Raw genomic sequence first — 23,334 nt, 5'->3', positions numbered from 1 at the left:
CTTATATAACTTTCGCACAAAACTAGCAGTAAACGTTCCCAAATAGAATACGTTAAATGTAACGAAATATAATACCTATCACATCAACAAATTGGTGAGTTCTGTTATTAGCTCATCCACATCGGCGCGGCTCACTCCCATATGCGTCACAAATCGCATGCCTTGATATCCTGGAGTGATATTGATGCCCTTTGCCTTTAACTGCTTTGCTATAGTAAAAAGATCAATGCCAGCTTCCACTTCAGCGAAGATAATATTCGTCTGTACTAAGTGCTTGCATGGCTTAAACCCAGGCAGTTGCTCAAGTTTATCAGCTAAATATTGCGCGTTTTGATGATCTTCCTCGAGACGCTCTACATTATGTTGCAAAGCATAAAGACCAGCCGCCGCGAGCATGCCCGCCTGACGCATACCACCTCCAAGCATTTTTCTAAGCCTTCTCGCCTTTTCTATCAATGCTTTATCACCAAGCAATAAAGAGCCAATCGGCGCGCCAAGTCCTTTAGATAAGCAAATAGTAAATGAATCAAAATGCTTTACAATTTCTGTGATATCAACCTTTAACGCGACTGCAGCGTTATAGACTCTTGCACCGTCAAGATGGAGCTTTAAGCTATGCTCGTCACACAGCGCTCTGGCTTGTGCGATATATTCTAGACTTAAAACCTTGCCACCAATGGTGTTTTCTAAACTAAGCAGCTTAGTTTTCGCAAAATGAAAATCATCAGGTTTAATCGCTTGCTTAATTCTTTCTAAGCAAATACTGCCATCGGCCTCGTTTTCCAATGGTTGCGGCTGAATAGAGCCAAGCACAGCCGCTCCACCCGCCTCAAATTTATAATTATGCGCCTGTTGGCCACAAAGATATTCATCCCCTCTTTCACAATGGCTCATCAGTGCAAGCAGGTTTGCTTGCGTGCCTGAGCTGGTAAACAGCGCAGCTTCAAAACCATGACGCTCAGCCGCAAACTGTTCAAGTGCATTCACTGTCGGATCATCACCATAAACATCGTCACCAAGCGGCGCGTCAAACATGCTTTGTTTCATGGCGGGGGTCGGTTGCGTAACCGTATCAGATCTAAAATCCATCAATATTATCCTTGTCAAAAGAGGAGCACACAGCATAATACCAATTGAATTAATTCTCTAATCAATTTGAAGGGTGAAATAGCATATTAGCTTCGTTAAAAATTTCTCATTTAGAACAACTAAATATCAAAATTTTTGCCTTGCTACTAAAGCTATTTCCCCGCTTCAAGATAGATCATTTACTTAATACAACTGGTATAACTGAAGAACGCGGATTGAAGTAAAAAACAAGATGAAAAAGGGAGTTGTTCACTCCCTTCAAGATCCGTTACTTTTGCAGTGTTTACTGCAACCCGGGCCAAGTACCGTTATCAATGGCTTTAGGATAACCCGCATCCACTTTGTCAAAAGTAATGCTATATCTTAGATAGCGACCGTCAGTTAAGAAGAAATAAGCACGCGTGTCGTTCCACTTTAATGCTGCACTTATCTTTGTCGCATAGGCACCAAGTCCCGGCCAAGTATTATCGTTGACAGCTTTGGGATACCCACTGTCCACTCGGTCATCTCCCAAGTCATAGCGTAAGTATTGACCATCATCTAGGAAGAAATACACCTTATCGGACGTCCAACGAAGGGTTGCGGTTATTTTATTTGCGTAGGCAGCAAGTCCCGGCCAAGTATTGTTATCAATTGTTTTAGGGTAACCTGCTCGTACCTTATCGCTCTGTACGTCATAGCTTAGGTATTGACCATCCGATAGGAAGTAGTACACCGTACCACTGTCTTTATAAAAACTTGCACGAATTTGTTCTGCATAATCACCAAGTCCCGGCCAGTTGCCATTAGTCACCGATACCGGATAGCCATCATCCGTTTTATCTAACACAGTATCGTAACGCCAGTAGCGTGCATCTTCAGAGAAAAAGTAGCTTTTAGTATTGTGCCACTGATGCGCCGCACTGAGTTTCAGCTCGGTAACTCGATAACCAACATGCACACCCTGTTGCTCAAAGCTATAGTTATTGATGCCAGATACGGGCTGCGGGTCTTGCCACTGGGCAACACCCGCAGGCAAAGTTTCAATCAGTTGATCATTTCGATAAACACGCGTTTGTACATTCGCACCATTTAGCCACGTAAATAGTTTATTACCATAATTGAGTTTACGAACCCCTAAGTCACCGTACATCGGCGTGCTTTCAAAACCCGCTTGCACATTTGTTTCAATGCCCATGTAAGATAAAATGGTCGGTACAATCGCTGTTTGTGCCGGATAGCCATATAAACCAGAGAAATCGGTATTAGCAGGATTAACATCTTTTGAGCTAAATTCTTTATTCAACACTTTGTTAGTGGCGATAAAGATGGTTTTTTCCGGCTCGGTTTGCTCACCATGATGACAGCCAACAACCGGTGTACGGCCATGATCAGTGGTGACCATCACCAACCAGTTCTCACCGCTTTGCTCTCTTGCTTCAACCGCGTCGAGCAATTTACCCAGTCGCTTGTCTGCATCTTCTACCGATTTATTGTAGGCAGAACCAAAGCATAAGCTGTGGCCCACAGCGTCCGGTTCATCTAAATGTAAAAAGACAAAATCTGGTGAGCCGCTGTTTAAGGTAGCCAGCGCTTTATTTAAATTATCGTCGTCGCTGCCTCCCTCCGATCTCCTGTCCATCAAGGCAACATCGTCACTGAAGAATTGTGTATGAATAGGTCCCCAAGTACTAAAACTTGAGATATCGGCGTTAGCATCATGTTCTGCGATGTAACGATAAAGACTGGGATAGGCTTTGTTTGCTAGGCCTGAGTCGTTGCTCGGCACTTGATGCTTATTCACCCAAACCCCAGTTAAAATTGTCGCCCAACCTGGGCCACTTTTGGTTTTTTGCTGTGTTTGTGTTTTTGCGATCCCGCCAGTGTAAGCTTGAGTTAGATATAGGCGATCAAAGTTCGGTGTATTATTGGCACCAATTTTTTCGTATTGCAGGCCATCGATACCAATAAGCAATACTTTGTTTTCAAATGCATCTGCACTTGCGGTAAATGAAAGTGCAAGTAATGCACTGCTAAGCACGGGTAATTTCATTATCTTTCCTTTAAATGTGAATTTCTGGACTAGTCCAAGAAAGATAATAAATCCCAAACATGAAAAATCGTTTACAAAAAAATTACATGGAAAAATATTTTATCGCGGGTTTTGCTAATACCAATTTACTTAATTAAGTGATCTATTTTGAGGCGAAAAAATCTTGTCGATAACAAGGCGAAAATTTTGCTATTTAGTTGTTCTAAATGAGAAATTTTTAACACAGTTAGCGTCAGATTTACTCCTTCAAATTGAGCAAGTATTAAGACTAATTGGTATAGTCAGGTTTCGGTTCCAAACTTTCGCTTAGCTGCTCCAAGCTCTTACCTTTGGTTTCTTCCACAAACAAAAATACCAGCGCAAACGAAAGCAATGAAAACAGGCTGTACAATAAAAAGGTGGTGCTTGCCCCTAAATACTCAAGCTCCCACGGAAACACTAGTTGTACAGTAAAACTGGCGGCATTATTAATCACACCGACAACGGAAATCGCAACGGCTCGAATTGCATTTGGAAATATCTCCGAAAACATTACCCACATGACTGGCCCCAGCGACATCGCGAACGACGCGACAAAAAGGGAAATCCCAAGCAGAACCAGTTTTGCTGGCATATTAATACTGTGTGCGAAAATCACTGACTTGTATTGCCGGTACTCATCTGCAGTTAAACGCTGTTTTATCGCGTCATTAAATGCAACGTCGGAGGTGAAAGCCTGGCCTAATATTGGTGCTAATGCATGCACAGGAAAATCGGCAACTTCTGTCTTAATTTCAGCAATATGTGCTGTATTTAGCTGATAAGTTGCTTGTTTAAAGCCCCAGCTACACAGCGCCATACTAAAGCAGATGCCCGTTAACCCGATGAGTAACAATGGCCGCCGTCCGAGTTTATCTATGGTCAATAGCGCAACGATGGTAAAAACCACATTGATCAGACCAATCCAAATCGCTTGCATAAATGCAGCATCAGTACCAATACCGCTTTGCTCAAAAATGGTCGGGGCATAAAAAAACACCACATTAATCCCGGTGACTTGCTGCGCGATGGCAAGCACAACCCCTACCATCAAAGGGACACGAAGTCGCTTACTAAACAAACTGCCCATTTTGCGCGCAAGCGACAAACTACTCAGTTGCAGTTTAGGTAACGCCGCTTGAATAGCATCAAGTTGCTGTTGTGCATTGTTGCTACCAAATAATCGCGTTAATGTGCGTTTAGCCTCTAGCTGCTGATCTTTCATCAATAACCACCGAGGGCTTCGTGGCAATAACAGTAACAACAAAATCCACGCCAGTGCTGGCAGCGCCTCAACACCAAGCATCCAACGCCATGTTTGAGTATCTATTTGCCAACCAGACACCCACATTGCTTCGCTATGACTGAGCTGAAGTAAGAAATAGTTAGTGAAATAGGAGATAAATAGGCCAACGACTATATTGAGCTGATTAACCGATACTAAACGCCCGCGCTGATCCGCTAAGCTGATCTCAGCAATATACATGGGCGCCACCATCAAAGAACAAAATGCCATTCCACCAATGAAACGCGCAATCACCAATGCTTCAAACGAAGTTGCGAAAGCCGAGCCAATCGCGGAGACAAAATACAAACACGCGGTCATCAGCAATGTTTGCTTACGGCCAATAGCGTCTGCCACCGGTCCTGCAATAAGTGTTGCGACCAACCCTCCTAAGGTAGGTGCACTCACGACTATCCCTTGCTGCCATGGGGTGAGCTTAAAGGCCTCACTGATAAAGCCAATTGCACCCGAAATCACCGACGCATCAAAGCCAAAAATAAACCCGCCTAACGATACAATTAAGGTGTACTTTAATGCATTGGATATCGACAAGCTGGTCATCGCTTATTACTCTGCTTTTACGGCGATAGAATCGCGCAAGATTAAAGTTGGTGGGTAGAGATTTTCTACATCGGGTTGGTGCTTCTCTTTATACACATACTTAAGTACCCAACGCGCCGCCGCATTGCCCATTTTACGAATAGGGTTATCTATGGTGGTGAGTTTTGGATAAAGATATTTGGTAAATAACACATCGTCAAAGCCTACAACGGAAAGCGCTGATGGGACATCAAGTCCAGCTTCTCTGGCCGCAGTCATCGCACCTGATGCCATCTCATCGTTTGCGCAAACCAAGGCACTAAAGCGCTGCCCTGTTTGCATTAAGTGATTAAATCCCGCGATGCCATCGGTTTCATGATAACCGCCTTCAAATGAGAGCTTAGGATCAAATGACACATTGTATTCAGCTAAGGCTTTTTGATGACCAGCCAAACGCGCTTTGGCGTCAAGCTTAAATAACGGTCCACTGATATACGCGATATCTCGATGTCCGCGCTGCAATAGCGCCTCAGTCGCTAAGTATCCACCCAGTTCGTTATCAGTATAAAAGCAGCGCTCTGCCAACTCTGGAATGTGGCGGTTCACTAGCACCAGTTCTACATCTCGTCCCGCAAGCTCAATGAGATATTCATCACTGACTGCTTCTGCATGCACAATTAAGGCATCGCAGCGCCTATCCAATAAAAATTCGATGGCTTGTTGTTCCTTTTCTTCATCACTGTGGCCCGCAGCAATAATGGCATGTTTACCCGCCGTTCTTAGCGTACTCTCTATGGTACTCATCATGTCACCAAAGAAAGAGCCGTGTAGCTCAGATACCATAAGCCCCACACTGTTACTGCGGTTAGAAGCCAAAGATTGCGCGATGGCGTTAGGTTTATAACCTAACTCTGACATTGCCGCGAGCACCTTCTCTTTGGTTTTGTCACTCACCTTTGCATTACCATTCATCACCCGTGACACCGTGGCTAATGATACCCCTGCAGCTTTTGAGACTTCGTAAATCGTTGCCATATCTATTACTTTTATTCCATCAGTTGTATCTGCGCACTATACCAATTTTGGCTAAAAATGCGCATAGTTTTAGACACTTGATTTACGCTCAAACAGCATCGTTTGGTAGGCTTTTGCACTCGCCTTTAAGGTTCTTTGCTGAGTATGATAATCAACGTGCACAATACCAAAGCGTTGCGTATACCCCTCTGCCCATTCGAAATTATCCATTAAACTCCATGCAAAGTAGCCACGAATATCAACGCCCTGCTCCATTGCTTGATTAACCGCGAGCAGGTGAGATTGGAAGTAAGCCAGCCTTTGCACGTCTAATACTTCGCCATTTTCCATTTTGTCGTCAAAGGCAGCACCATTTTCTGTGATATAAAGTGGTGGCAACTGGTACTCAGCATGTAACTCCCGAAGCAATGCACAAAATGAGTCTGGCACGACTTCCCAGCCCATTGTAGTGAGCGTTTCGGCACTAGGCTCAACTTGTTCATACCATCCATTACCATCAGATTGATAAATATTTCGGGTGTAATAGTTCACGCCAAGATAATCAATGGGGGCAGCAATAATCTCTAAATCTCCAGCTAGCATATCTGGTTGTACGTCTTTGGGGAGCTGGGCAAGTAAATCTGGGTACTGCCCTTCAAGAATTGGCTTGATATACCAGTGATTACAGTAATCATCCGCGATTTTTGCCGCTTCCACGTCACAATGCGCTGTAGACACAGGATCCGCATTGGCAAAATTCAACACGACTCCATGGAGGCTATTTGGGCAATGCGCTCTTAACACTTGCATCGCTAAACCATGGGCAAGAAGCAGGTGATGAGCTGCTTGTCGTCCCGCCGCTTGGGAGCGCAAGCCCGGTGCATGAATACCTAATTCATACCCCAAATGTGCACTACAAAATGGTTCATTTAACGTGGTGTACGCATACACTTTATCGCCAAGCGCTTTACATACCACCTCGGTATACCGTGCAAACGCCACAGCCGTTTCTCGATTCAGCCACCCGCCCTTATCCTCAAGCGCTTGTGGTAAGTCCCAGTGATATAGCGTGACAAACACTTTTAAGCCTTTAGCAACCAACGCATCGACCAATTGTTGGTAAAATGAAAGTCCTGCATCGTTAACCGTGCCATCATCATTCATTACTCTTGGCCAAGAAATAGAAAGGCGATAGGCGTCAACCCCCAAACTGGTTATGAGTTCAACATCTTGCTGCCACCTAGATATATGCTCACAGGCAATATCACCGTTACTACTATCCTTTATCGCGCCATCATGTTCACAAAACCTATCCCAAATTGACTCACAACGCCCACGCCGCTCACCTTCGATTTGAAATGACGAAGTCGCAACGCCGAAAATATAGTCTGCCTTCAACATGGCCGAGTGTGTTGGCAGGATAATTTTATTCATGGTTAATCGTTCCAAGTTATGTGTTCACGCCAAGGTACGAGCGTGTTGTGTTAGTCACAGTGCAAGGCAAAAACATTTTTTATTTGAATTCGTGTTCGCTTTCTGCAATCATCATTAAAAATGTAAGCGCTTTCATTTTTGTAAATGTAAGCGCTTTACCAAAAAAAATCAACTAGGAGTTTGTCGTGAGCGTACCGTCTCAACCACAGGTTTCAGCAGCAATCGCCACGGGCCATACTGGTCAGTACCGATTTGCTTTGGGGGCCCTCACCTCACTATTTTTTATGTGGGGTTTCATTACTTGCTTGAATGATATTTTAATTCCGTACCTCAAAGGCGCGTTTGAGCTTAATTACACTCAAGCGATGCTCATCCAATTTTGCTTTTTTAGTGCCTATTTTGTTGTTTCGGTGCCAGCTGGCAAATTGGTTGGAAAAATCGGCTATCAAAAAGGCATTGTAACTGGATTACTTACCGCAGGCGTTGGTTGTGTGCTTTTTTACCCAGCGGCTGAAAGTGGTATCTACGGCGTGTTTTTATTCGCGCTATTTGTACTAGCGGCAGGGATCACAGTGCTACAAGTTGCTGCTAACCCGTTTGTTAGTGTACTTGGCTCTCCCGAAACTGCCCCTGCACGACTCACCATGACCCAAGCCTTTAACTCTCTTGGTACGACTGTCGCCCCATTTTTTGGCGCCATGCTCATCTTCAGTGAGGGAAGCACAGTTGAGGTGGGCAATGCCAGCGCAACCCAACTGCCTTACTTAATGTTGGCAGCCATGCTCGCGTCATTGGCTTTGATCTTTGCCTTTATCAAACTTCCCCAGCTAAGTAGTACTACTGAGGAAGTCACCACAGGTGAAATCAAAGCATGGCAGCATAAACATTTGGTGCTTGGTGCAATCGGTATTTTCGTTTATGTTGGGGCTGAAGTGGCGATTGGCTCAACACTCGTTAGCTTCTTACATCAACCGGACATTGGCAACATGACCGAAGCCCAAGCCGCAAAGCTCATCGCATATTATTGGGGTGGAGCCATGGTCGGACGCTTTATTGGCGCGTTAGTCATGCAGAAAATATCGGGTCGAACCGTGCTTGTCTTTAATGCAGCCTGTGCATTTGCATTAGTACTTATCGCAGTATTTAGCAGCGGTCAGCTCGCCCTTTGGAGCATTTTGGCGGTCGGGCTTTGTAACTCAGTGATGTTCCCGACTATCTTTAGCTTATCGTTGAATGGGCTTGGAAAACAAACGGCACAAGGCTCAGGTATTCTCTGTCTTGCTATTGTCGGCGGTGCAGTTATCCCGCTATTTCAAGGGATGCTAGCAGACGGAATCAATCTGCAGCTATCATTCTTACTGCCTGCTTTATGCTATATCTACATCGCCTACTTTGGATTAAAAGGCGCAACTCCTCAGCGTTTCAAGAGTAATTAAAACATGAAAACGAAAATAACCATGCTAAGTCTTGCAATGGCTATCGCAACCTTAACAGGATGTAGCGAAAGCCCAAATAAAACCAGTGTTGATGCAGCTCGCCAAGTAGAAAACTGGCCAGCGCTGACTCCTGCGATTCAAACCGATAGCAATCTAGAAGAAAGAATTCGGTCGATACTCGCTAAGATGACCCCGGAGCAAAAAGTTGCGCAGATGATCCAACCTGAGATTCGAAATATTACCGTCGCAGAAATGCGAGAGTACGGATTCGGCTCATATCTCAATGGCGGTGGCGCATTTCCTTACAACAACAAACATGCAACGCCTGCAGATTGGGTTAAACTTGCCGAAGCGCTCTATCAGGCATCGATTGACGATAGCCTAGATGGCAGCACTATTCCAACCATGTGGGGAACGGATGCGGTTCATGGCCACAATAATGTCATTGGCGCTACGCTATTTCCACATAACATTGGCCTTGGCGCAGCAAATAACCCAGATCTTATTGAGAAAATCGCCCACATTACCGCAAAAGAAGTGTTAGCCACCGGAATTGATTGGATCTTTGCCCCGACGGTCGCGGTGGTGCGTGATGATCGCTGGGGACGCACCTATGAAGGATACTCGGAGCATCCCGACATCGTAAAAGCGTATTCCAGCGCTATTGTTAAAGGCTTACAGGGCGGTCCTAAGGCGGACTTTCTTGGTAAGAACCGCGTGATCAGCACGGTAAAGCATTTTGTCGGCGATGGTGGCACAGTTGATGGTGACGACCAAGGCGACAACATCGCCTCTGAAAAAGCATTAATTGCACTTCACGCTCAAGGCTACGTAGGCGGACTTGAAGCCGGAGCACAATCGGTGATGGCGTCGTTTAACAGTTGGCATGGCGAAAAAGTGCATGGCAGTCATTATTTGCTTACCCAAGTGCTCAAAGAGCGAATGAATTTTGATGGTTTTGTGGTGAGCGATTGGAATGGTCACGGCCAAATAAAAGGCTGTACGAACGACAGCTGCGCAGAGGCCATTAATGCCGGCATTGATATCGTCATGGCCCCGAACGACTGGAAAGCCTTGTACAACAATACGCTAGCGCAAGCAAAAAGTGGCGCTATCGCGCAGTCTCGCATTGATGATGCAGTAAGTCGTATTTTAAGAGTTAAACTCCGTGCGGGACTTTTTGAAAAACCAAGTCCTGCAAATCGTCCATTGGCTGGCAACTCAGAAATCATTGGCGCAGAGTCGCACCGTAAAGTCGCGCGCCAAGCCGTACGTGAGTCACTGGTTTTACTCAAAAACAAAGATCAGCTATTACCACTTAAACCGAACCAACATATTTTGTTAGCAGGCGATGGTGCCGACAATATCGGCAAACAGTCGGGCGGATGGAGTATTACTTGGCAAGGTACCAACAACACCAATGCCGACTTCCCGGGCGGTACTTCTATTTATGATGGTATAAAGCAGCAAGCAGAAGCGGCTGGTGGCACAGTCACATTAAGTACTAGCGGTGATTTCGAAGATAAGCCTGACGTTGCTATTGTGGTCTTTGGCGAAGATCCCTATGCAGAGGGCCACGGTGACAGAGCAACACTTGAATACAAGCCGTCTGATAAATCTGATCACGCATTACTCAAACGCTTTAAACAAGCAGGAATTCCTACGGTGGCGGTGTTTATCAGTGGTCGCCCAATGTGGGTAAACCCTGAACTCAACGCATCAGATGCATTTGTGGCGGCATGGTTACCGGGGTCTGAAGGAATTGGGATCAGTGACGTATTACTTGCCGACAAAAACGGCCAAGTTAAGTATGATTTTACTGGCAAGCTTAGCTACTCTTGGCCAAAAACGCCGACACAAATCGTAAATTACCAAGATAAAAATTACGACCCGCTTTTACCTTATGGTTTTGGCTTACGTTATTCAGACCAAAATGTACTAGCAGATAATTTACCAGAGCAAATACAAACTCAGGCAAATCTCGCCAGCGGTGTAGACTTACTGGTAAGATCAATCAATAAACCTTGGCAAGGCCATTTATACAGCAGTGCCGAAAATCAACTGATAAATGCCAACACCCATACGCTCGGTGGTATTAGCTACCGCACAACGGACAAAGAAGTACAAGAAGATGCCATTCAGCTACTTTTTGACGGTAGTCGACGCAGCGGCTTTAGACTCGCCAGTGAAAGCTACTTTAGAGAAGACATAAGCCCAAGTATTCCAACCGACAGCGCCCTTACTTTTAAAGTACAAGTTGATGCAGCGCCAGATAAATCGGTTTGGGTAGCGATGAGCTGTGAAGGCGAAGCGGATGCAAACGGCTCGTGCACCGCAAAAGTCGATATTGCTACGCAACTTCAAGCGATGCCTTTAGCCAAGTGGCAATCACTAAGCATTGACCTCAATTGCTTTAAAACCCAAGGCATGGACTTCACTAAAACCGTTGTCCCTTTCGAGCTTTCAACCGCTGGAATACTAGAGGTAACGCTGTCTGAGATACAGATCTCTTCAGAAGCATCACCGACACTAAGCTGCAATTAGTCCCCTTAACACGATGTGGGCACGAGGCTGTGTTCACATCGTTTTTTAGTGTCTAATGAAGCAACTTTAATGTGGACTAGAATTTAAGAGATCTAAGGTAAGCCAATTGTCTGAAGCGCTCGTTTATTCTTTTTACAGGGCACAAACAAGCGATTTAAAAAGTCACACCAAGAGCACACTTGCCCTCACCTGCTCAATTTAATACTCTACTTTATGAGCTAAATGAGCTAACACCAAGGAAGAGCCAGAGTGTCAAACATAGCCGAACAAGTGATTAGTACCTATCCACCTGCTGCACAAACAAAAATCAGGGCACTGCGTAGCCTCGTTATGCAGGTTGCCAGTGAGCAAAACTTTGGCGCAGTGATTGAGGCAATAAAGTGGGGAGAGTTAAGCATTAGTGTTAAATCGGGTAGTCCTTTCCGTATGGCTTGGAAAGCCAAAACGCCTACCAACTATCACCTTTATTTTCACTGTCAAACGAAGCTAGTTGATACATTTAGGGTACTATTTTCCGACGAGCTACAGTTTGAAGGAAACCGAGCAATAGTCCTTAAATTAGAAGAAGACATGCCAGCCGCGCTACTCTACCGCTGTATCGCCATTGCAATGGACTATAAAAACCTCAAAAACTTACCTTTACTCGGACAATAACAACCAATCTGGGTAAACCTTGCCCGGAGCGAAAAACCCACCGTTACCAATTTTTACAACCGTGTACTTCTTACCTGAATAAAACGTGAAAAATTTACCCCATTAAAACACGAAGATCAAAAACCATTTAAATTCAATAACTTAAACATTTGAATTTGTGGTTCGAGCCTTGCTTACATAGTGATAGATAAACAATGTAGATGCATTTCGCCATTCAGCATTGGAAACCACCAAAACCAACTAGCGCAAATAACAACATTAGGAGCATAAAACATGACACCACAACCCGAGCTGCAAGATAGTTTTATTGATTTCGTGAACAAGCAGCAATTTCCATGCATTTGTGGTGGTAATAGAGCCGAATTAGCATTTAACCATGTTGAGGTTTTAGGTTTTGGCGATCTCACCTCAAGACACAACAACTTTAGTTTGATAACGAGCCTCTATTCTTTTGTCGAAAAGGTAGAGTTTAACAGCATGAAAAGTGCCGCGTTTGTGGCGGTTTTTGAGCAGAGCCAACACTTAGATGACAGCGACTTTAATAAGTCTGTTTGGCGTAAACTGCAGGAATTGCAAAACCTAGTTTCGCAGAGCACGCCCAGAGGGCCGCATTCTCAATCGTCAGATTGCAGCAATAATTTTCATTTTAATTTGGATGGCGAGCCGCTTTATATCACTTGTTTAAGCCCTACAAGCGCATCGAGAAACAGAAAGTTTAAGTACCCAGCGATTGTTTTTAACTTAATGCCTCAGTTTGAGGTCCCACAGAGTTTCCGTGTCGTCGAATCACACGTAGAAACCCACAGAATTTAATGCACATTGTACCAACGGAGAGGAACTAGATATGAGCAACATCATGGTAATCGATTTTATTATTTACGTCGTCATTGGCATATTAACAACTTTGGGTTGTTTTGGCTTAATGAGTGCTTCAAGCGCTTATTCAAATCTAAGTAGCCCAACCACTCGCACTAAGGCTAGTAAGCCAGCTACAGTGCGGAGCTAAGCGATGCCGAACTCAAGCTTTGCTCCCTTTAACTACTCGCGAGAAAAGGGAGTATGCTTACATTTTTAAGCCACTCAAATTACTTACCGGCGGCAACTAAACCGGCGCCAAACCCAAAAAACACGCCACCGCTCACTTTGTTCATCATCGTCATACTCTTCGGTGACGACAATTTAGTCTTAGCAAGGCCAGAAAACACCGCATAAGAAATATGCACCATAAACACCAGCAGGCTAAAGGTCAAAACCAGCAACATAAATTGCGGCATAAAGGCATTTTCCACATTGATAAATTGCGGAAAGATAGACATAAAGAAAATAACAGCCTTAGGATTGGTGATCGAAACAAAAAAGCCTTCTAAAAAGCACTTTTTCATCGTACTTGCAGCAATAGATTTGCCTATTTTACTTTCACCTTTAGTTCGCCACATTTTGTAGCCTAAATAGAAAAGATATGCAGCGCCAATAAATTTAACGACCGTAAATGCCAACACCGAACTGGCTAAGATCACACCTAAACTTGATGCCGATATCGCGGCGACAATCAAAATCCCGAGCGCGACACCACAAATACCAGCTAAAGACTTGGCAAAGCCTCTTTGAATTGAGTTATTGATAGTCAGCATCACCGCAGGCCCTGGTAATAAAATTGTCGCCAAAGCGACACCTACAAACAGCAAATAATTGTCCAAAACATCAACCCCGCAAACATGTCCGATTCACACTCACTGCATCATCACACTAAATCATGAAGTTACAAAGTAATATGCGATAGGTGGGAGCTACGTACTGAGTTTATCAATGATATTCATCTTCGAACTCAGCCTTATCATTTCCCTATGCAATATGCGCTTGAATGAGCGCGACATAAAGTCGCCCCTACTAAAGTAAGTAGTTTAGAGCCAAAAAAATGCAGACTCATCGGTCTGCATTTTTATGCCAATTTGCTTAATTAAGTGAAATTGGTATTAGGGCCTGTTGATCTTTCAAGTTTGTTTTTGCAGCAGTTTGATTGGTATTTATACAAGGCAGAGCCTGCGTAGCATAGTTATTCTATGTAAGTTAGGCGATAACACAGTAGAAATGCCAATCAAGCGCTGCCCTTTGGGTTCCCCTGAGTGCGCTTTGTTCATTGTTGCTCAACTTTTGCTTAGATTACTAGGCGGCAAGTCGAGCGTCGCGATCAAAACACACTCAGGAGAACAAAAATCAAACAGCAAAGGTCAACAGGCCCTAGTGAACTGATGCGAAAAAGATCACTCAAAAGTATACCTCACACCAACCGAGTATCTTGGACCGTACTGACGAGCAAATAAGAATTGCTCTTCATAACGACCATATCCTTGCTCGGTTTCATTGTTTAAGTTTATACCTTCAAAGAACACCGTAAACTGCTCATCAATATCGTAGTTCACACTAACGTCCCATTGACCGTAAGACTTGGCATATTGCGGTGGTGCATCTGCCGAGCCTTGCGCTTGACCTACCCCGATAAGATAAGCGTCACGCCATGCGTAGGTTAACTTCACCGATAACCCGTCTTTTTCGTAAAATGCTTGGAAGTTAGCCGAGTCACTCAACCCCGTCAGCGGTGCTTGCTGCACTAGGCTTTCACTATCAAACTCAACATCGCCATCAACAAAAGTTGCGTTAACACCAAGGCCAAAACCCGTTTCACCAAATAAGTGCTGTACCGCCACTTCAAAACCATCAACCGATTTACTATCGGTATTTTGTGGCTGGCTGATGTTCCATACCATCAATGGATCGTCACTGCTTGGTTCAATTTTACCATCGGCATTACCGTGACCATTGGCGAGCATTTGCGCAAAAATGGCATCACTGGTTGCCTGCTCTCCACGGGCTTCAATATCTGCAATCGCTTGTTTATACCTTGGACCATTGTAAATATCGTAAAGACCTTCAATGGTGGTTTGCGTGATTGTGGTTTGAATAAAGTTATCGACCTCTTTTTTGAAGTAGCCAAGTGACGCGTAACTTCCTTCGTTGTAATAATATTCAAGTGAAAAATCTAGGTTGGTCGACTCAAACGGTAGTAGATTTGTATTGCCTCGAGAACCAGTTCTCGCTCCCGGTTTTGGGCTGCCTGACAAACTTCTGCCACCAGCGAGATTACTAAGTGGCGCACGCGACATTGTTTTGCCCCAAGACGCTCGTGCAATTAAATCTTCGGTGAGATCAAAACGCACATCGATCATCGGCAATAGAATGTCGTAATCCCCTTGCTGCGTTAAGAAGTTGTCATCACCGCCCGCAGCGTATTGCATAATCCATTCAGATGGACTGTCCCAATTCACTTGCGTTTCCACACGCTGACGCACCACACTTGTCACATCCGTTTGTTCATAGCGTAGGCCTGCGTTGATCTGCACAAAGTAGTCAGAAAATTCAAACTCCCATTTGGATTGCAAGTAGATGCTGTCAGTGGTTTCATCAACTCGACTTTGGCTATCTATGCCATCAAAATAGGCATCCGCCGAGTAGTAGTCAGCACCGATCACATCTTCTGTAAGATACGCAAGCTGCCTTGCAATAGCTTCATCAAAGTCATAAGTATAGTAATACCCCGGCTGTAGGTCACTGCCACCACCAGCGAATTGGTCTAGCAAATCGCCAGTTTCATGGCGCGTAAACATGCTATCTGGGAAAATTTCTTTAAACGAAGGATTAAAGCCCGGTCCTCCTCGTAGACCACTCCACGCTTCATATCCCCCAGTTGACTGTTCAGTGCGAGCTGCACCAAACTGCACACTCACTAGGCCAATATCAAAACTGTCGTTAAACCAAGTGGTATCAAGTTGCAACTGCTCGACCGTCGCCTCTCCGGGAGAATGGATAAATTGGCTAAAGTTAGAATCAATTTCACTTGCCATGAGTTCATTCGTGCCATTTTTCCAAAGCACATTCGCATGTGGTACTTCGCCCTGCCGATAATCATAAATCTTAGTGAGCAACTGATCTGAGCCTAAGATGATTTGACCATCACTACCCAAGCCTTTATCTGCGCCATTATCGGTTTCGTTTTTTGAGTCGTGATAATCAAGCTCTACATGCCAATTATCGTTAATTTGCCAGTCCAGATTTAATCCAAGTGAACGCGCCTCGACTTCCGTCGTATTTCTATTTGCAGTGAACGACGCATCATTACCGCCAATATCGGCATAAACCGCGGTGCCATTGGCATCTAACTCATAGGCGTTAATGTTACCGCCAAACTCATTCCAAATACCCCACCCCACCGTATTAGAGCCAGTTACGGCAAGGCTTGCCGTGTAGTCTAAGGTGGCAACAAAACCGTTAGTCGGTGCATATTGAAAGGTAACTTGACCGTTCGTTCTTTCTCGCTCTAGATCTTCGATGCCGTAGTTCATGTCTTTTGGAAAAAAGTAATTTCCGACTTTATTACCCTCGGCATCTTCAGCACGGCCATCAATGATTTTAGACGGGTCTAAATCAGGTAGATCAACATTGGCCTGCCAGCCCTGAATATTGGCTTGCTGCTTTTGAAAATCACGTTGCTGATGGGAGAAGGAAAATCCAAAACCAAAGGTTTCATCGGCAAAGGTATTACTATAAACCGCGGAAACCTCAGGTGTAACATCATCTCCCGCTTCGTTAGAGGTATCAACAATCGCCTTTGCTGTTGCGCTAAAGTGTTGCCCAGGGCGTTGTAGTGGCTTAGCCGTGACAATGTTGACCAAAGCCCCTAAACCGCCACTTGGTACATCAGCACGCCCGGTTTTATATACCTCAAGCGCACTCACGCCTTCAGCGGCTAGGTTTTCCAAGTTATACGAGCGAGTATTACCTGTGCCCGGCATTTGACGACCATTTAATGTCACCAAGTTAAAATCAGGCCCAAAACCACGTACGGTAATTTGACTGCCTTCACCGTTGGCGCGGCTGACCGAAACACCGGTGATCCGCTGTAAAGACTCGGCTAAGTTGGTGTCTGGAAATTTCCCCATTTCCTCTGCCGAAATGGCATCCATAACCCCCGATGCGGAGCGCTTTAAATCCATTGAACGGATCAAACTTCCGCGGATCCCTTTCACTTCGATCACTTCGACTTTTTCGGCTGCTTGTTGCTCTTCTGCTTGAGCTATGCTGACCATTCCCGCATTCATCGCTATTGCTAGCGACAACTGAACGGCAAGCTTACTTTTATTGAATTGTTTGTTATTCATGACTGCCCTGCGATTCTATTCTTGCTGCTGGATCACCGAGTTCAAAGCACTATTGGCGATCCACACTGGCTTATTGACTGACGATTTCAACATTGTCTATGCGGTAAACGGCGCCCTCGCCCATTCCCCAGCTGGGGAATACCATCAAGACATCAATGGCACTAATATCGAGTCCAGCATCGTACAAAGCTTGAAGTGGAAACGTATACGTTTGCCATTTGCCAACTTCTGGAACTTGACCTTCAGCGCTTTGGTTCAGAGCAAGCTCTACCGCCGCACTGGCATCATTTGACTCAATTTTAAACAGCCATTGAGCGTCGATATTTGCAGGTGCTGAAGTCACTTTCATATCAAACTTAACTACGCCAGTTTCTAGTAAATGGGAAGCATCATAATAGACATCGTCATCCGCTAAGAATCCCATCACAGTTGGGGTTGCACCAATAACAAATTGCGCAACTTGACCATGGGCTGCATCTTCGTCCACTTCGATTGTGGGTGTAGAGCCACCACAGCAATCCCAAATTGACCACTGCTCAGCAGCTTGATCTTTGAATAAGCTTAGACCACCACTCGCCTTGTCACCGTCAGGATGAAAGATTTTTGCGTTATCAACACGATAAACCGCACCGCTACCTGAGCCCCAAGCTGGGAAAATCATCACCACATCAATTGCACTTGGATCAAGTCCTGCCTGAGCCAAAGCTTCAATTGAGAAAGTATAGGTTTGCCATTCACCGGCCTGTGGTGCTAAACCTTCTTGTGATTCAGATAGTGGTAGCTCAACCGCACTCGCGGCATTGTCAGACTCAATTTTAAGTAGCCAAGGGGCATCAGGCGTTGACGGTAAGCTCATGACTTTCATCTCAAACTGTACTACGCCACCTGCTAAAATTGCGGTTGCATCAAACGGCTTTCCAGCTCCGCCCACTTCTGTTCGAGACGAAAACCCCATTACAGTTGGTGTGTCACCAATCGTGAATTCAGCAACAATACCATGCGTCGCATCGTCAGAGACTTCAGCCGGTGTCGAGCCACCACAACAATCCCAAAGCGGCCACTGCGCGTTAATGGCATTTTCAAATAAGGTCAACGAAGGTAAGTTTGTATCCTGTGCAATCTCAACCTTATCAACACGATAGATAGCACCATTACCAGCCCCCCATGCTGGGAAGATCATCACAACATCAATGGCTGACACATCAAGTCCTGCATCAGCCAACTGCTGTAGTGGGAAGGTATAAGTTTGCCACGAGCCTGCGGCTGGTGATTGTCCTTCAACGCTTGCAAAAAGATCGAGTTCAGCAGCGCTAGAAGCACCTTGGCTTTCGACTTTAAATTTCCATGCTGCGCTCGGGTCTGAAGGCATTTGTGTCACTTGCATATCGAACCGAATATAGCCCGCTTCTAGCATACTCGTTGCATCAAATGGCGAGGCTTTACCGCTTGGATCTGTGATAAATTCGGCACGGCTGGTAAAGCCATTTACGGTTGGCGTCTCACCGACCATAAACTCAACAACATTGCCACGGCTTTCGTCTGCAACCAATGCAGGCGTAGAGCCACCACAACAATCCCAAGCTGGCCAGTTAACATTAAAATTATCATCAAAGATGGTTAGGTTTTTAGCGGTACCCGAAGAAGGTGGCGACGGAATAGGTGCTTCGCCTTCGACTAACGCATCCTCAAGGTCGTCGTAGCCTGGACGCACCGTTTCACATCCTTTGCCCGTTTCAGGGTTAGAGCCGCATTCATACACTCTGACATAGTCAACCACAAACGATTGTCCGTTCACAAAGGCGTCCGAGTCGATACCTTTATTATTAACGTTTTCAGGCCAATCACCGCCAACGGCAAGGTTTAAGATAAGGTGAAACTGTTGATCAAAAGGCGCACTATCCCAATGAGTAACCAGCTCGCCTGAGCCTTGCTCGTAGTATTCAGCAAACCATCCACGGTGTTTTAAACCAACCGCTTCTTGCTTTGAGTTGTAACGAACTTCCGATTGACGTTGCGTGGCGTAGAGATAACCATCAACGTACCAACGGATCTCACCCTCTTGCCACTCCACAGCATAGGTATGGAAGTCATCGGCTGGATTTACACCATCAGGTATGGCGTATGCTTTACCGGTGTGAACATTATTAGGCCAATCACGGCCGTAATGAAGCGTGCCATGCACGTTAGATTCAACCGAGCCGTCTTCATTAGCGACCTTGAGATTTACCGCTTCCATGATGTCTATTTCACCAGACTTGGGCCAGCCACCGTAAACCTCATCCGTAGGCAACATCCAAAACGCGGGCCAACTGCCTTGCCCGCTTGGTAGCTTGGCCCGCATTTCGAATCTGCCATACTTAAAGTCAGCTTTATATTTGGTGTTCAATCTTGCCGAGGTATACGGCAGTTGTGCGCCTGCTTGCGCAGGGGTAGCGACAATATTCAGCATGCCATCGGCAATAAACGCGTTCTGTTCATTGTCGGTGTAACACTGTTTTTCATTGTTGCCACCGCCGTCGCAATTTACCTCGTGCGTCCACTTAGATGTGTCTATCGCATCGCTATCAAATTCATCGCTCCACACTAGCGTCCAGTCTGAAACCGGCGCTGTGGTATCAACGGATTTATAATTAGTTTCTGTCTCGGCGCTTCCGCCACATCCCGCTATGATAGCCACAGAGATTGCGGTACATAGCCTTGTTAATTTTCTTGCTGCAATTTTCATCAGTTACCCCGATGCAAAACGTCGTTGTCAAATGGTTGAATGCTAAGAACTTTATTATTTAACCTGAGGCTTAGATAAGCCGTCGATTAACTCATCGTTTCTCAGAGCAGATTATTTAGCTATACGCTGGAAGACTACTCAGCGCGTTCCTAGCAACAAATGTAAGCGCTTACAAATGAAGTCAAAAAAACAAACGCAAAATGTAAGCGCTTTCACAAAAGTAAACTAAGTTAATTTATTCGTCAATATTAAATTGTCATAAGGTGAAAATCTGCATGATATAAATACACACTTAACAGATCAGTAGCATCTAATAAAACCGTAGCAGAAAAAGCCGTAAAGGGGCTTTACATGTTTACGCAATCGTTACGTCAAGATAAATCATACGCTTTAGCTTGGTTGACAATACGGTTAAATTCACTGAGATTATTAGCAAAAAATTAGGGTTACGTTATGAAATCATATTTCCTTTTAGTTGCAGCGGCAGGTGTTATGAGTGGTTGCATGACCACCAAGCCAAGCAGTAACCAGCGCCTCTGTGAAACGACACTGCACAATTACATAAAATATCGAGATTCGGGTTCAGCACAAGCATACCAAAGTGTTTTTACACAGGATGCAACATTTAGTATCCCAGCACTCAGTATCAATATTACTGGTGCTGAAGAAATAACAATAAGGCAGCAACAAGCCATAAAAACAACAAAAAGTATGCACATGATAACCAGTGCCGATATTCAACCTATCGAGGCAAATAAGTTTAGTGCTAAAAGCTACTTTGTTCTTTATCAGCAGCCAAAATCTCAATCAGATACCCCAATCACCGTATTTAACGGTGTGTATGAAGACGAGCTTAAAGTAATCGATGGCCAATGCTTAATCAATCACCGCCTTGTTAACGTGCTTAAAAAAGAAACTTGGCATTAGGCGTTGTTAACCCGGTTATTGTTTGTGGCATTGTGCAATTTTGTACAAGACTTTTTGAGTGAAGACAGATACGCTTTTCATCAATGGGGGAGAGAATTATGCAACACTCAAAGTTTAGTTTTCATCGTGAACTCGGTGGCCTAGAAGTACTACACAACATTGATAAGCAGGAAGACTTTGGTAGACATAGCCACAGCGGCTATACGCTTGCCCTAGTGGATAGTGGTGCGCAGCGATTCTACCGCAGTGGCGGTGAACACTTAGCTAGTCAGCATAGTGTCATTTTGATTAATGCAGAGCAGGTGCACGATTGCAGAAAGGCGTCAAAAGATAAGTCTTCGTACCGTTCACTCTACCCAACGCCTGAACTATTTAATCAGTTTCTTGGTGATGGCAAGGCAATAGCTCCTTTTTTCCATGATGCAGTGGTACACGACCGAGCGCTTGCGGCACTCATGGACACCACTTTTAACGTCTTAGAATGTGATACCAGCGTGCTTGAAAAGCAGTCTCAGCTTATTACTCTGCTATCTTATTTAAGCAATAAGCAAGGCAAAGTCACATTCGATACAAAGATCCCTTCGGTGAAGCAACGAATTACCACTGCACGCCATTTTCTTTTGGATAATTTATTTGAAGATGTATCACTCGACTCCTTAGCGAGCCTTGTCGGCATGAGTCCCTTTTACTTTATTCGTGTGTTTAAGGCCCACACCGGCCTCACTCCCCATGCCTTTCAAATACAACACCGGCTTAATCATGCTAAGGCATTACTGCGCAGTGGCAAAAGTGTTTCCCATGCAGCATTAAGTGTAGGCTTTTATGACCAAAGCCATTTCAACCGTCATTTTAAAAAGAATATGGGGATCACTCCCAGTCAATATAGCAAGGCTTGTTAATATGAAAGTCGCAGTATGTAAAGGCTTTTGGGATATGTTGCCATTAAATCTCGCCGTGCTTCCTTGGGGAATATTGTGTGGCTCCCTTGCCGTGCAAAATGGCTTTACGCCGCTCGAAGCACAGTTAATGTCGTTATTAGTTTTTGCAGGCTCGGCGCAGTTAGTGGCAATAGAGCTTATTGCCAAAGACACCGCGCTTATCACCTTGCTTGCGACTACCTTTATTATTAGCGCGAGACATTTACTCTATGGCCTTGCGATCCGCAATAAAATGATAGATAAACCCCTTAAATGGCGTGGCCCCATTGCGTTTTTTCTCACTGACGAATTATTTGCGTTTTCCCATCACCACCGTGCCTATCAAGGCAAACTTCGGCTCATGTATGCGCTCATCGCTGGTGGTAGCTTTTATGTTGCATGGAATCTGTGGACGCTCATTGGTATTGTCGCAGGTCAGTTTTTACCTGACTTGACCAACCTTGGCTTAGACTTCGCGATTGCGGCAATATTTATTGCTTTAGTGGTCCCGAGTATTAACGCATTACCCGTGTTATGCGCCTGTTTAACGTCGGCCGTAACTATCTTAGTGTTCAAACTGATCCATTTTGAATTTGGTTTAATCGCCTCAGCGCTGCTCGGAATGTCGGTAGGATATGTGCTACAAAGTAAAAAGGAGCGTGTATGATCACCACTATTTTAGCCATGGCTTGCGTCACGTTTGCAACTCGATATTTATTTTTGGCAAAACAACTGCCTTTTACTATCGGCCCTAAACTACAACGCTTTTTAAGTTTTAGCGCCCCTTGCGTACTGACTGCCATTTGGGTACCCATTGTATTCATTCAGAACAAGCAACTTGCCATCACGCCAAGCAACCCCTATTTGGTCGCCGCAACGGTTGCGGTAATACTGGCGTTTCGCTTTAAAAACCTCTATGTCACCACGTTTGGGAGTCTAGCTGTGTTTTATCTGCTGTACTAAATGCGAAATGGTTACGGCCGTTGGATTAAATCCCAAACGCATAAGTGCAGCTTCATCGTCTGCTTTACTCACGCAAGCCAAAGCGCGCTGGTTTAGCGCTTCGAAGCGCCCCGTCACATGGGCTTCACGGCCAATCGCAGCAAGTGGAAATACCATATCGCCTTGCTCAACTTCGATATTTACGTCTAGGCCATTTGCTACTCGCAGCGTCATCCAGCAACCTAACTTTCTGCAAACATGAGTGACCACTCCTTTTACGGTCACAAGGTTTGTTGTGTAGTCATTGAGATTTGGCAATATGTGCTCTGCCTCGACTAACTTAGACATGTCTGCACCACCGGCAAATTCTAGCGGGCTTGAAAAGCTAAACCGAGAAAATACCGCCAAAGAGAGTGCTGTTAGTTTTATCGTATCCTTCATCATTGCGACTCCATAGCTTTTATCACTATTTACCTCATCAATTGCTTACTCCTATAAAAAGTTATGGAGCATCAATCATATAGCTATATAAAAGTACAATTCGCAACTAAAATCAACACAAAA

Annotated in this window: 17 protein-coding genes; 8 read left to right on the top strand and 9 right to left on the bottom strand. The window is 44.8% G+C overall.

Annotated features, from left to right (window positions below; all coding sequences use genetic code 11):
• Positions 1-78: 78 nt before the first annotated feature.
• The 5 genes from ltaE to PNC201_RS22880 form a co-directional block, all read right to left on the bottom strand.
• Entirely contained in the window at positions 79-1,089 is a 1,011-nt protein-coding gene (gene ltaE, locus PNC201_RS22900; protein WP_102058574.1) for a low-specificity L-threonine aldolase, read from the bottom strand.
• A 283-nt stretch (positions 1,090-1,372) separates the two neighbouring features.
• Complete coding sequence (locus PNC201_RS22895) at positions 1,373-3,121, bottom strand: hemopexin repeat-containing protein (protein ID WP_102058573.1); 1,749 nt, start codon at positions 3,119-3,121, stop codon at positions 1,373-1,375.
• A 268-nt stretch (positions 3,122-3,389) separates the two neighbouring features.
• Complete coding sequence (locus tag PNC201_RS22890) at positions 3,390-4,985, bottom strand: sugar porter family MFS transporter (protein ID WP_102058572.1); 1,596 nt, start codon at positions 4,983-4,985, stop codon at positions 3,390-3,392.
• 6 nt (positions 4,986-4,991) lie between these two features.
• Entirely contained in the window at positions 4,992-5,999 is a 1,008-nt protein-coding gene (locus PNC201_RS22885) for a LacI family DNA-binding transcriptional regulator (protein ID WP_010607488.1), read from the bottom strand.
• A 69-nt stretch (positions 6,000-6,068) separates the two neighbouring features.
• Positions 6,069-7,412 (bottom strand): GH1 family beta-glucosidase, encoded by a 1,344-nt coding sequence (locus PNC201_RS22880; RefSeq protein ID WP_102058571.1) that lies wholly within the window; start codon positions 7,410-7,412, stop codon positions 6,069-6,071.
• 185 nt (positions 7,413-7,597) lie between these two features.
• Here PNC201_RS22880 and PNC201_RS22875 point away from each other — a divergent pair, with 185 nt between their 5' ends.
• From PNC201_RS22875 to PNC201_RS22860, 4 genes are all read left to right on the top strand, one after another.
• Positions 7,598-8,848, top strand: a complete 1,251-nt coding sequence (locus PNC201_RS22875; protein ID WP_102058570.1) for a sugar MFS transporter — start codon at positions 7,598-7,600, stop codon at positions 8,846-8,848.
• A gap of 3 nt (positions 8,849-8,851) precedes the next feature.
• The gene (locus tag PNC201_RS22870) at positions 8,852-11,392 is read left to right on the top strand and encodes a glycoside hydrolase family 3 protein (protein ID WP_102058569.1); all 2,541 of its coding nucleotides are present in this window, start codon (positions 8,852-8,854) and stop codon (positions 11,390-11,392) included.
• Between the two features lie 249 nt (positions 11,393-11,641).
• Positions 11,642-12,046, top strand: a complete 405-nt coding sequence (locus tag PNC201_RS22865) for a DUF1801 domain-containing protein (protein WP_102058568.1) — start codon at positions 11,642-11,644, stop codon at positions 12,044-12,046.
• A 273-nt stretch (positions 12,047-12,319) separates the two neighbouring features.
• Positions 12,320-12,859 carry a YqcI/YcgG family protein gene (locus PNC201_RS22860; RefSeq protein ID WP_102058567.1) on the top strand — a complete coding sequence of 180 codons (540 nt, stop codon included), beginning with the start codon at positions 12,320-12,322 and terminating at the stop codon, positions 12,857-12,859.
• Positions 12,860-13,131: 272 nt separating this feature from the next.
• On the opposite strand, the gene PNC201_RS22855 is transcribed toward PNC201_RS22860, so the two are convergent.
• The 3 genes from PNC201_RS22855 to PNC201_RS22845 all read right to left on the bottom strand — a co-directional run bounded on the left by PNC201_RS22855 (position 13,132) and on the right by PNC201_RS22845 (position 19,984).
• Positions 13,132-13,743, bottom strand: a complete 612-nt coding sequence (locus tag PNC201_RS22855; protein WP_199539715.1) for a LysE family translocator — start codon at positions 13,741-13,743, stop codon at positions 13,132-13,134.
• A gap of 564 nt (positions 13,744-14,307) precedes the next feature.
• The gene (locus tag PNC201_RS22850; RefSeq protein ID WP_102058565.1) at positions 14,308-17,259 is read right to left on the bottom strand and encodes a TonB-dependent receptor; all 2,952 of its coding nucleotides are present in this window, start codon (positions 17,257-17,259) and stop codon (positions 14,308-14,310) included.
• A 70-nt stretch (positions 17,260-17,329) separates the two neighbouring features.
• Entirely contained in the window at positions 17,330-19,984 is a 2,655-nt protein-coding gene (locus tag PNC201_RS22845) for a glycoside hydrolase family 16 protein (protein ID WP_102058564.1), read from the bottom strand.
• Positions 19,985-20,437: 453 nt separating this feature from the next.
• Between PNC201_RS22845 and PNC201_RS22840 the strand changes: the two genes are divergently transcribed.
• From PNC201_RS22840 to PNC201_RS22825, 4 genes are all read left to right on the top strand, one after another.
• A complete protein-coding gene (locus tag PNC201_RS22840; RefSeq protein ID WP_102058563.1) occupies positions 20,438-20,911 on the top strand; it encodes a nuclear transport factor 2 family protein in 474 nt (157 codons plus the stop codon).
• A gap of 98 nt (positions 20,912-21,009) precedes the next feature.
• Positions 21,010-21,810, top strand: a complete 801-nt coding sequence (locus PNC201_RS22835; RefSeq protein WP_102058562.1) for an AraC family transcriptional regulator — start codon at positions 21,010-21,012, stop codon at positions 21,808-21,810.
• Position 21,811: 1 nt separating this feature from the next.
• Entirely contained in the window at positions 21,812-22,495 is a 684-nt protein-coding gene (locus tag PNC201_RS22830) for an AzlC family ABC transporter permease (RefSeq protein WP_102058561.1), read from the top strand.
• Entirely contained in the window at positions 22,492-22,791 is a 300-nt protein-coding gene (locus PNC201_RS22825; protein WP_010607476.1) for an AzlD domain-containing protein, read from the top strand. The genes PNC201_RS22830 and PNC201_RS22825 overlap by 4 nt, the downstream gene beginning before the upstream one ends.
• Here the strand turns inward: PNC201_RS22825 and PNC201_RS22820 are convergent.
• Positions 22,765-23,214 carry a DUF4920 domain-containing protein gene (locus PNC201_RS22820; RefSeq protein WP_102058560.1) on the bottom strand — a complete coding sequence of 150 codons (450 nt, stop codon included), beginning with the start codon at positions 23,212-23,214 and terminating at the stop codon, positions 22,765-22,767. The two genes, PNC201_RS22825 and PNC201_RS22820, sit on opposite strands and share 27 nt — an antisense overlap.
• Between the last annotated feature and the right edge of the window lie 120 nt (positions 23,215-23,334).

The sequence above is a fragment of the Pseudoalteromonas sp. NC201 genome (genome assembly GCF_002850255.1).
Taxonomy (GTDB): Bacteria; Pseudomonadota; Gammaproteobacteria; order Enterobacterales; family Alteromonadaceae; genus Pseudoalteromonas.
Note: the sequence above shows the minus strand (reverse complement) of the source record. Positions and strands in the feature narration are given on the sequence as shown.

What these genes read in the sequence shown, in the direction of transcription:
- ltaE (WP_102058574.1), bottom strand. Translation starts at nt 1,089, where the DNA reads ATGGATTTTAGATCTGATACGGTTACGCAACCGACCCCCGCCATGAAA.
- PNC201_RS22895 (WP_102058573.1), bottom strand. Translation starts at nt 3,121, where the DNA reads ATGAAATTACCCGTGCTTAGCAGTGCATTACTTGCACTTTCATTTACC.
- PNC201_RS22890 (WP_102058572.1), bottom strand. Translation starts at nt 4,985, where the DNA reads ATGACCAGCTTGTCGATATCCAATGCATTAAAGTACACCTTAATTGTA.
- PNC201_RS22885 (WP_010607488.1), bottom strand. Translation starts at nt 5,999, where the DNA reads ATGGCAACGATTTACGAAGTCTCAAAAGCTGCAGGGGTATCATTAGCC.
- PNC201_RS22880 (WP_102058571.1), bottom strand. Translation starts at nt 7,412, where the DNA reads ATGAATAAAATTATCCTGCCAACACACTCGGCCATGTTGAAGGCAGAC.
- PNC201_RS22870 (WP_102058569.1), top strand. Translation starts at nt 8,852, where the DNA reads ATGAAAACGAAAATAACCATGCTAAGTCTTGCAATGGCTATCGCAACC.
- PNC201_RS22860 (WP_102058567.1), top strand. Translation starts at nt 12,320, where the DNA reads ATGACACCACAACCCGAGCTGCAAGATAGTTTTATTGATTTCGTGAAC.
- PNC201_RS22850 (WP_102058565.1), bottom strand. Translation starts at nt 17,259, where the DNA reads ATGAATAACAAACAATTCAATAAAAGTAAGCTTGCCGTTCAGTTGTCG.
- PNC201_RS22845 (WP_102058564.1), bottom strand. Translation starts at nt 19,984, where the DNA reads ATGAAAATTGCAGCAAGAAAATTAACAAGGCTATGTACCGCAATCTCT.
- PNC201_RS22840 (WP_102058563.1), top strand. Translation starts at nt 20,438, where the DNA reads ATGAAATCATATTTCCTTTTAGTTGCAGCGGCAGGTGTTATGAGTGGT.
- PNC201_RS22835 (WP_102058562.1), top strand. Translation starts at nt 21,010, where the DNA reads ATGCAACACTCAAAGTTTAGTTTTCATCGTGAACTCGGTGGCCTAGAA.
- PNC201_RS22830 (WP_102058561.1), top strand. Translation starts at nt 21,812, where the DNA reads ATGAAAGTCGCAGTATGTAAAGGCTTTTGGGATATGTTGCCATTAAAT.
- PNC201_RS22825 (WP_010607476.1), top strand. Translation starts at nt 22,492, where the DNA reads ATGATCACCACTATTTTAGCCATGGCTTGCGTCACGTTTGCAACTCGA.
- PNC201_RS22820 (WP_102058560.1), bottom strand. Translation starts at nt 23,214, where the DNA reads ATGATGAAGGATACGATAAAACTAACAGCACTCTCTTTGGCGGTATTT.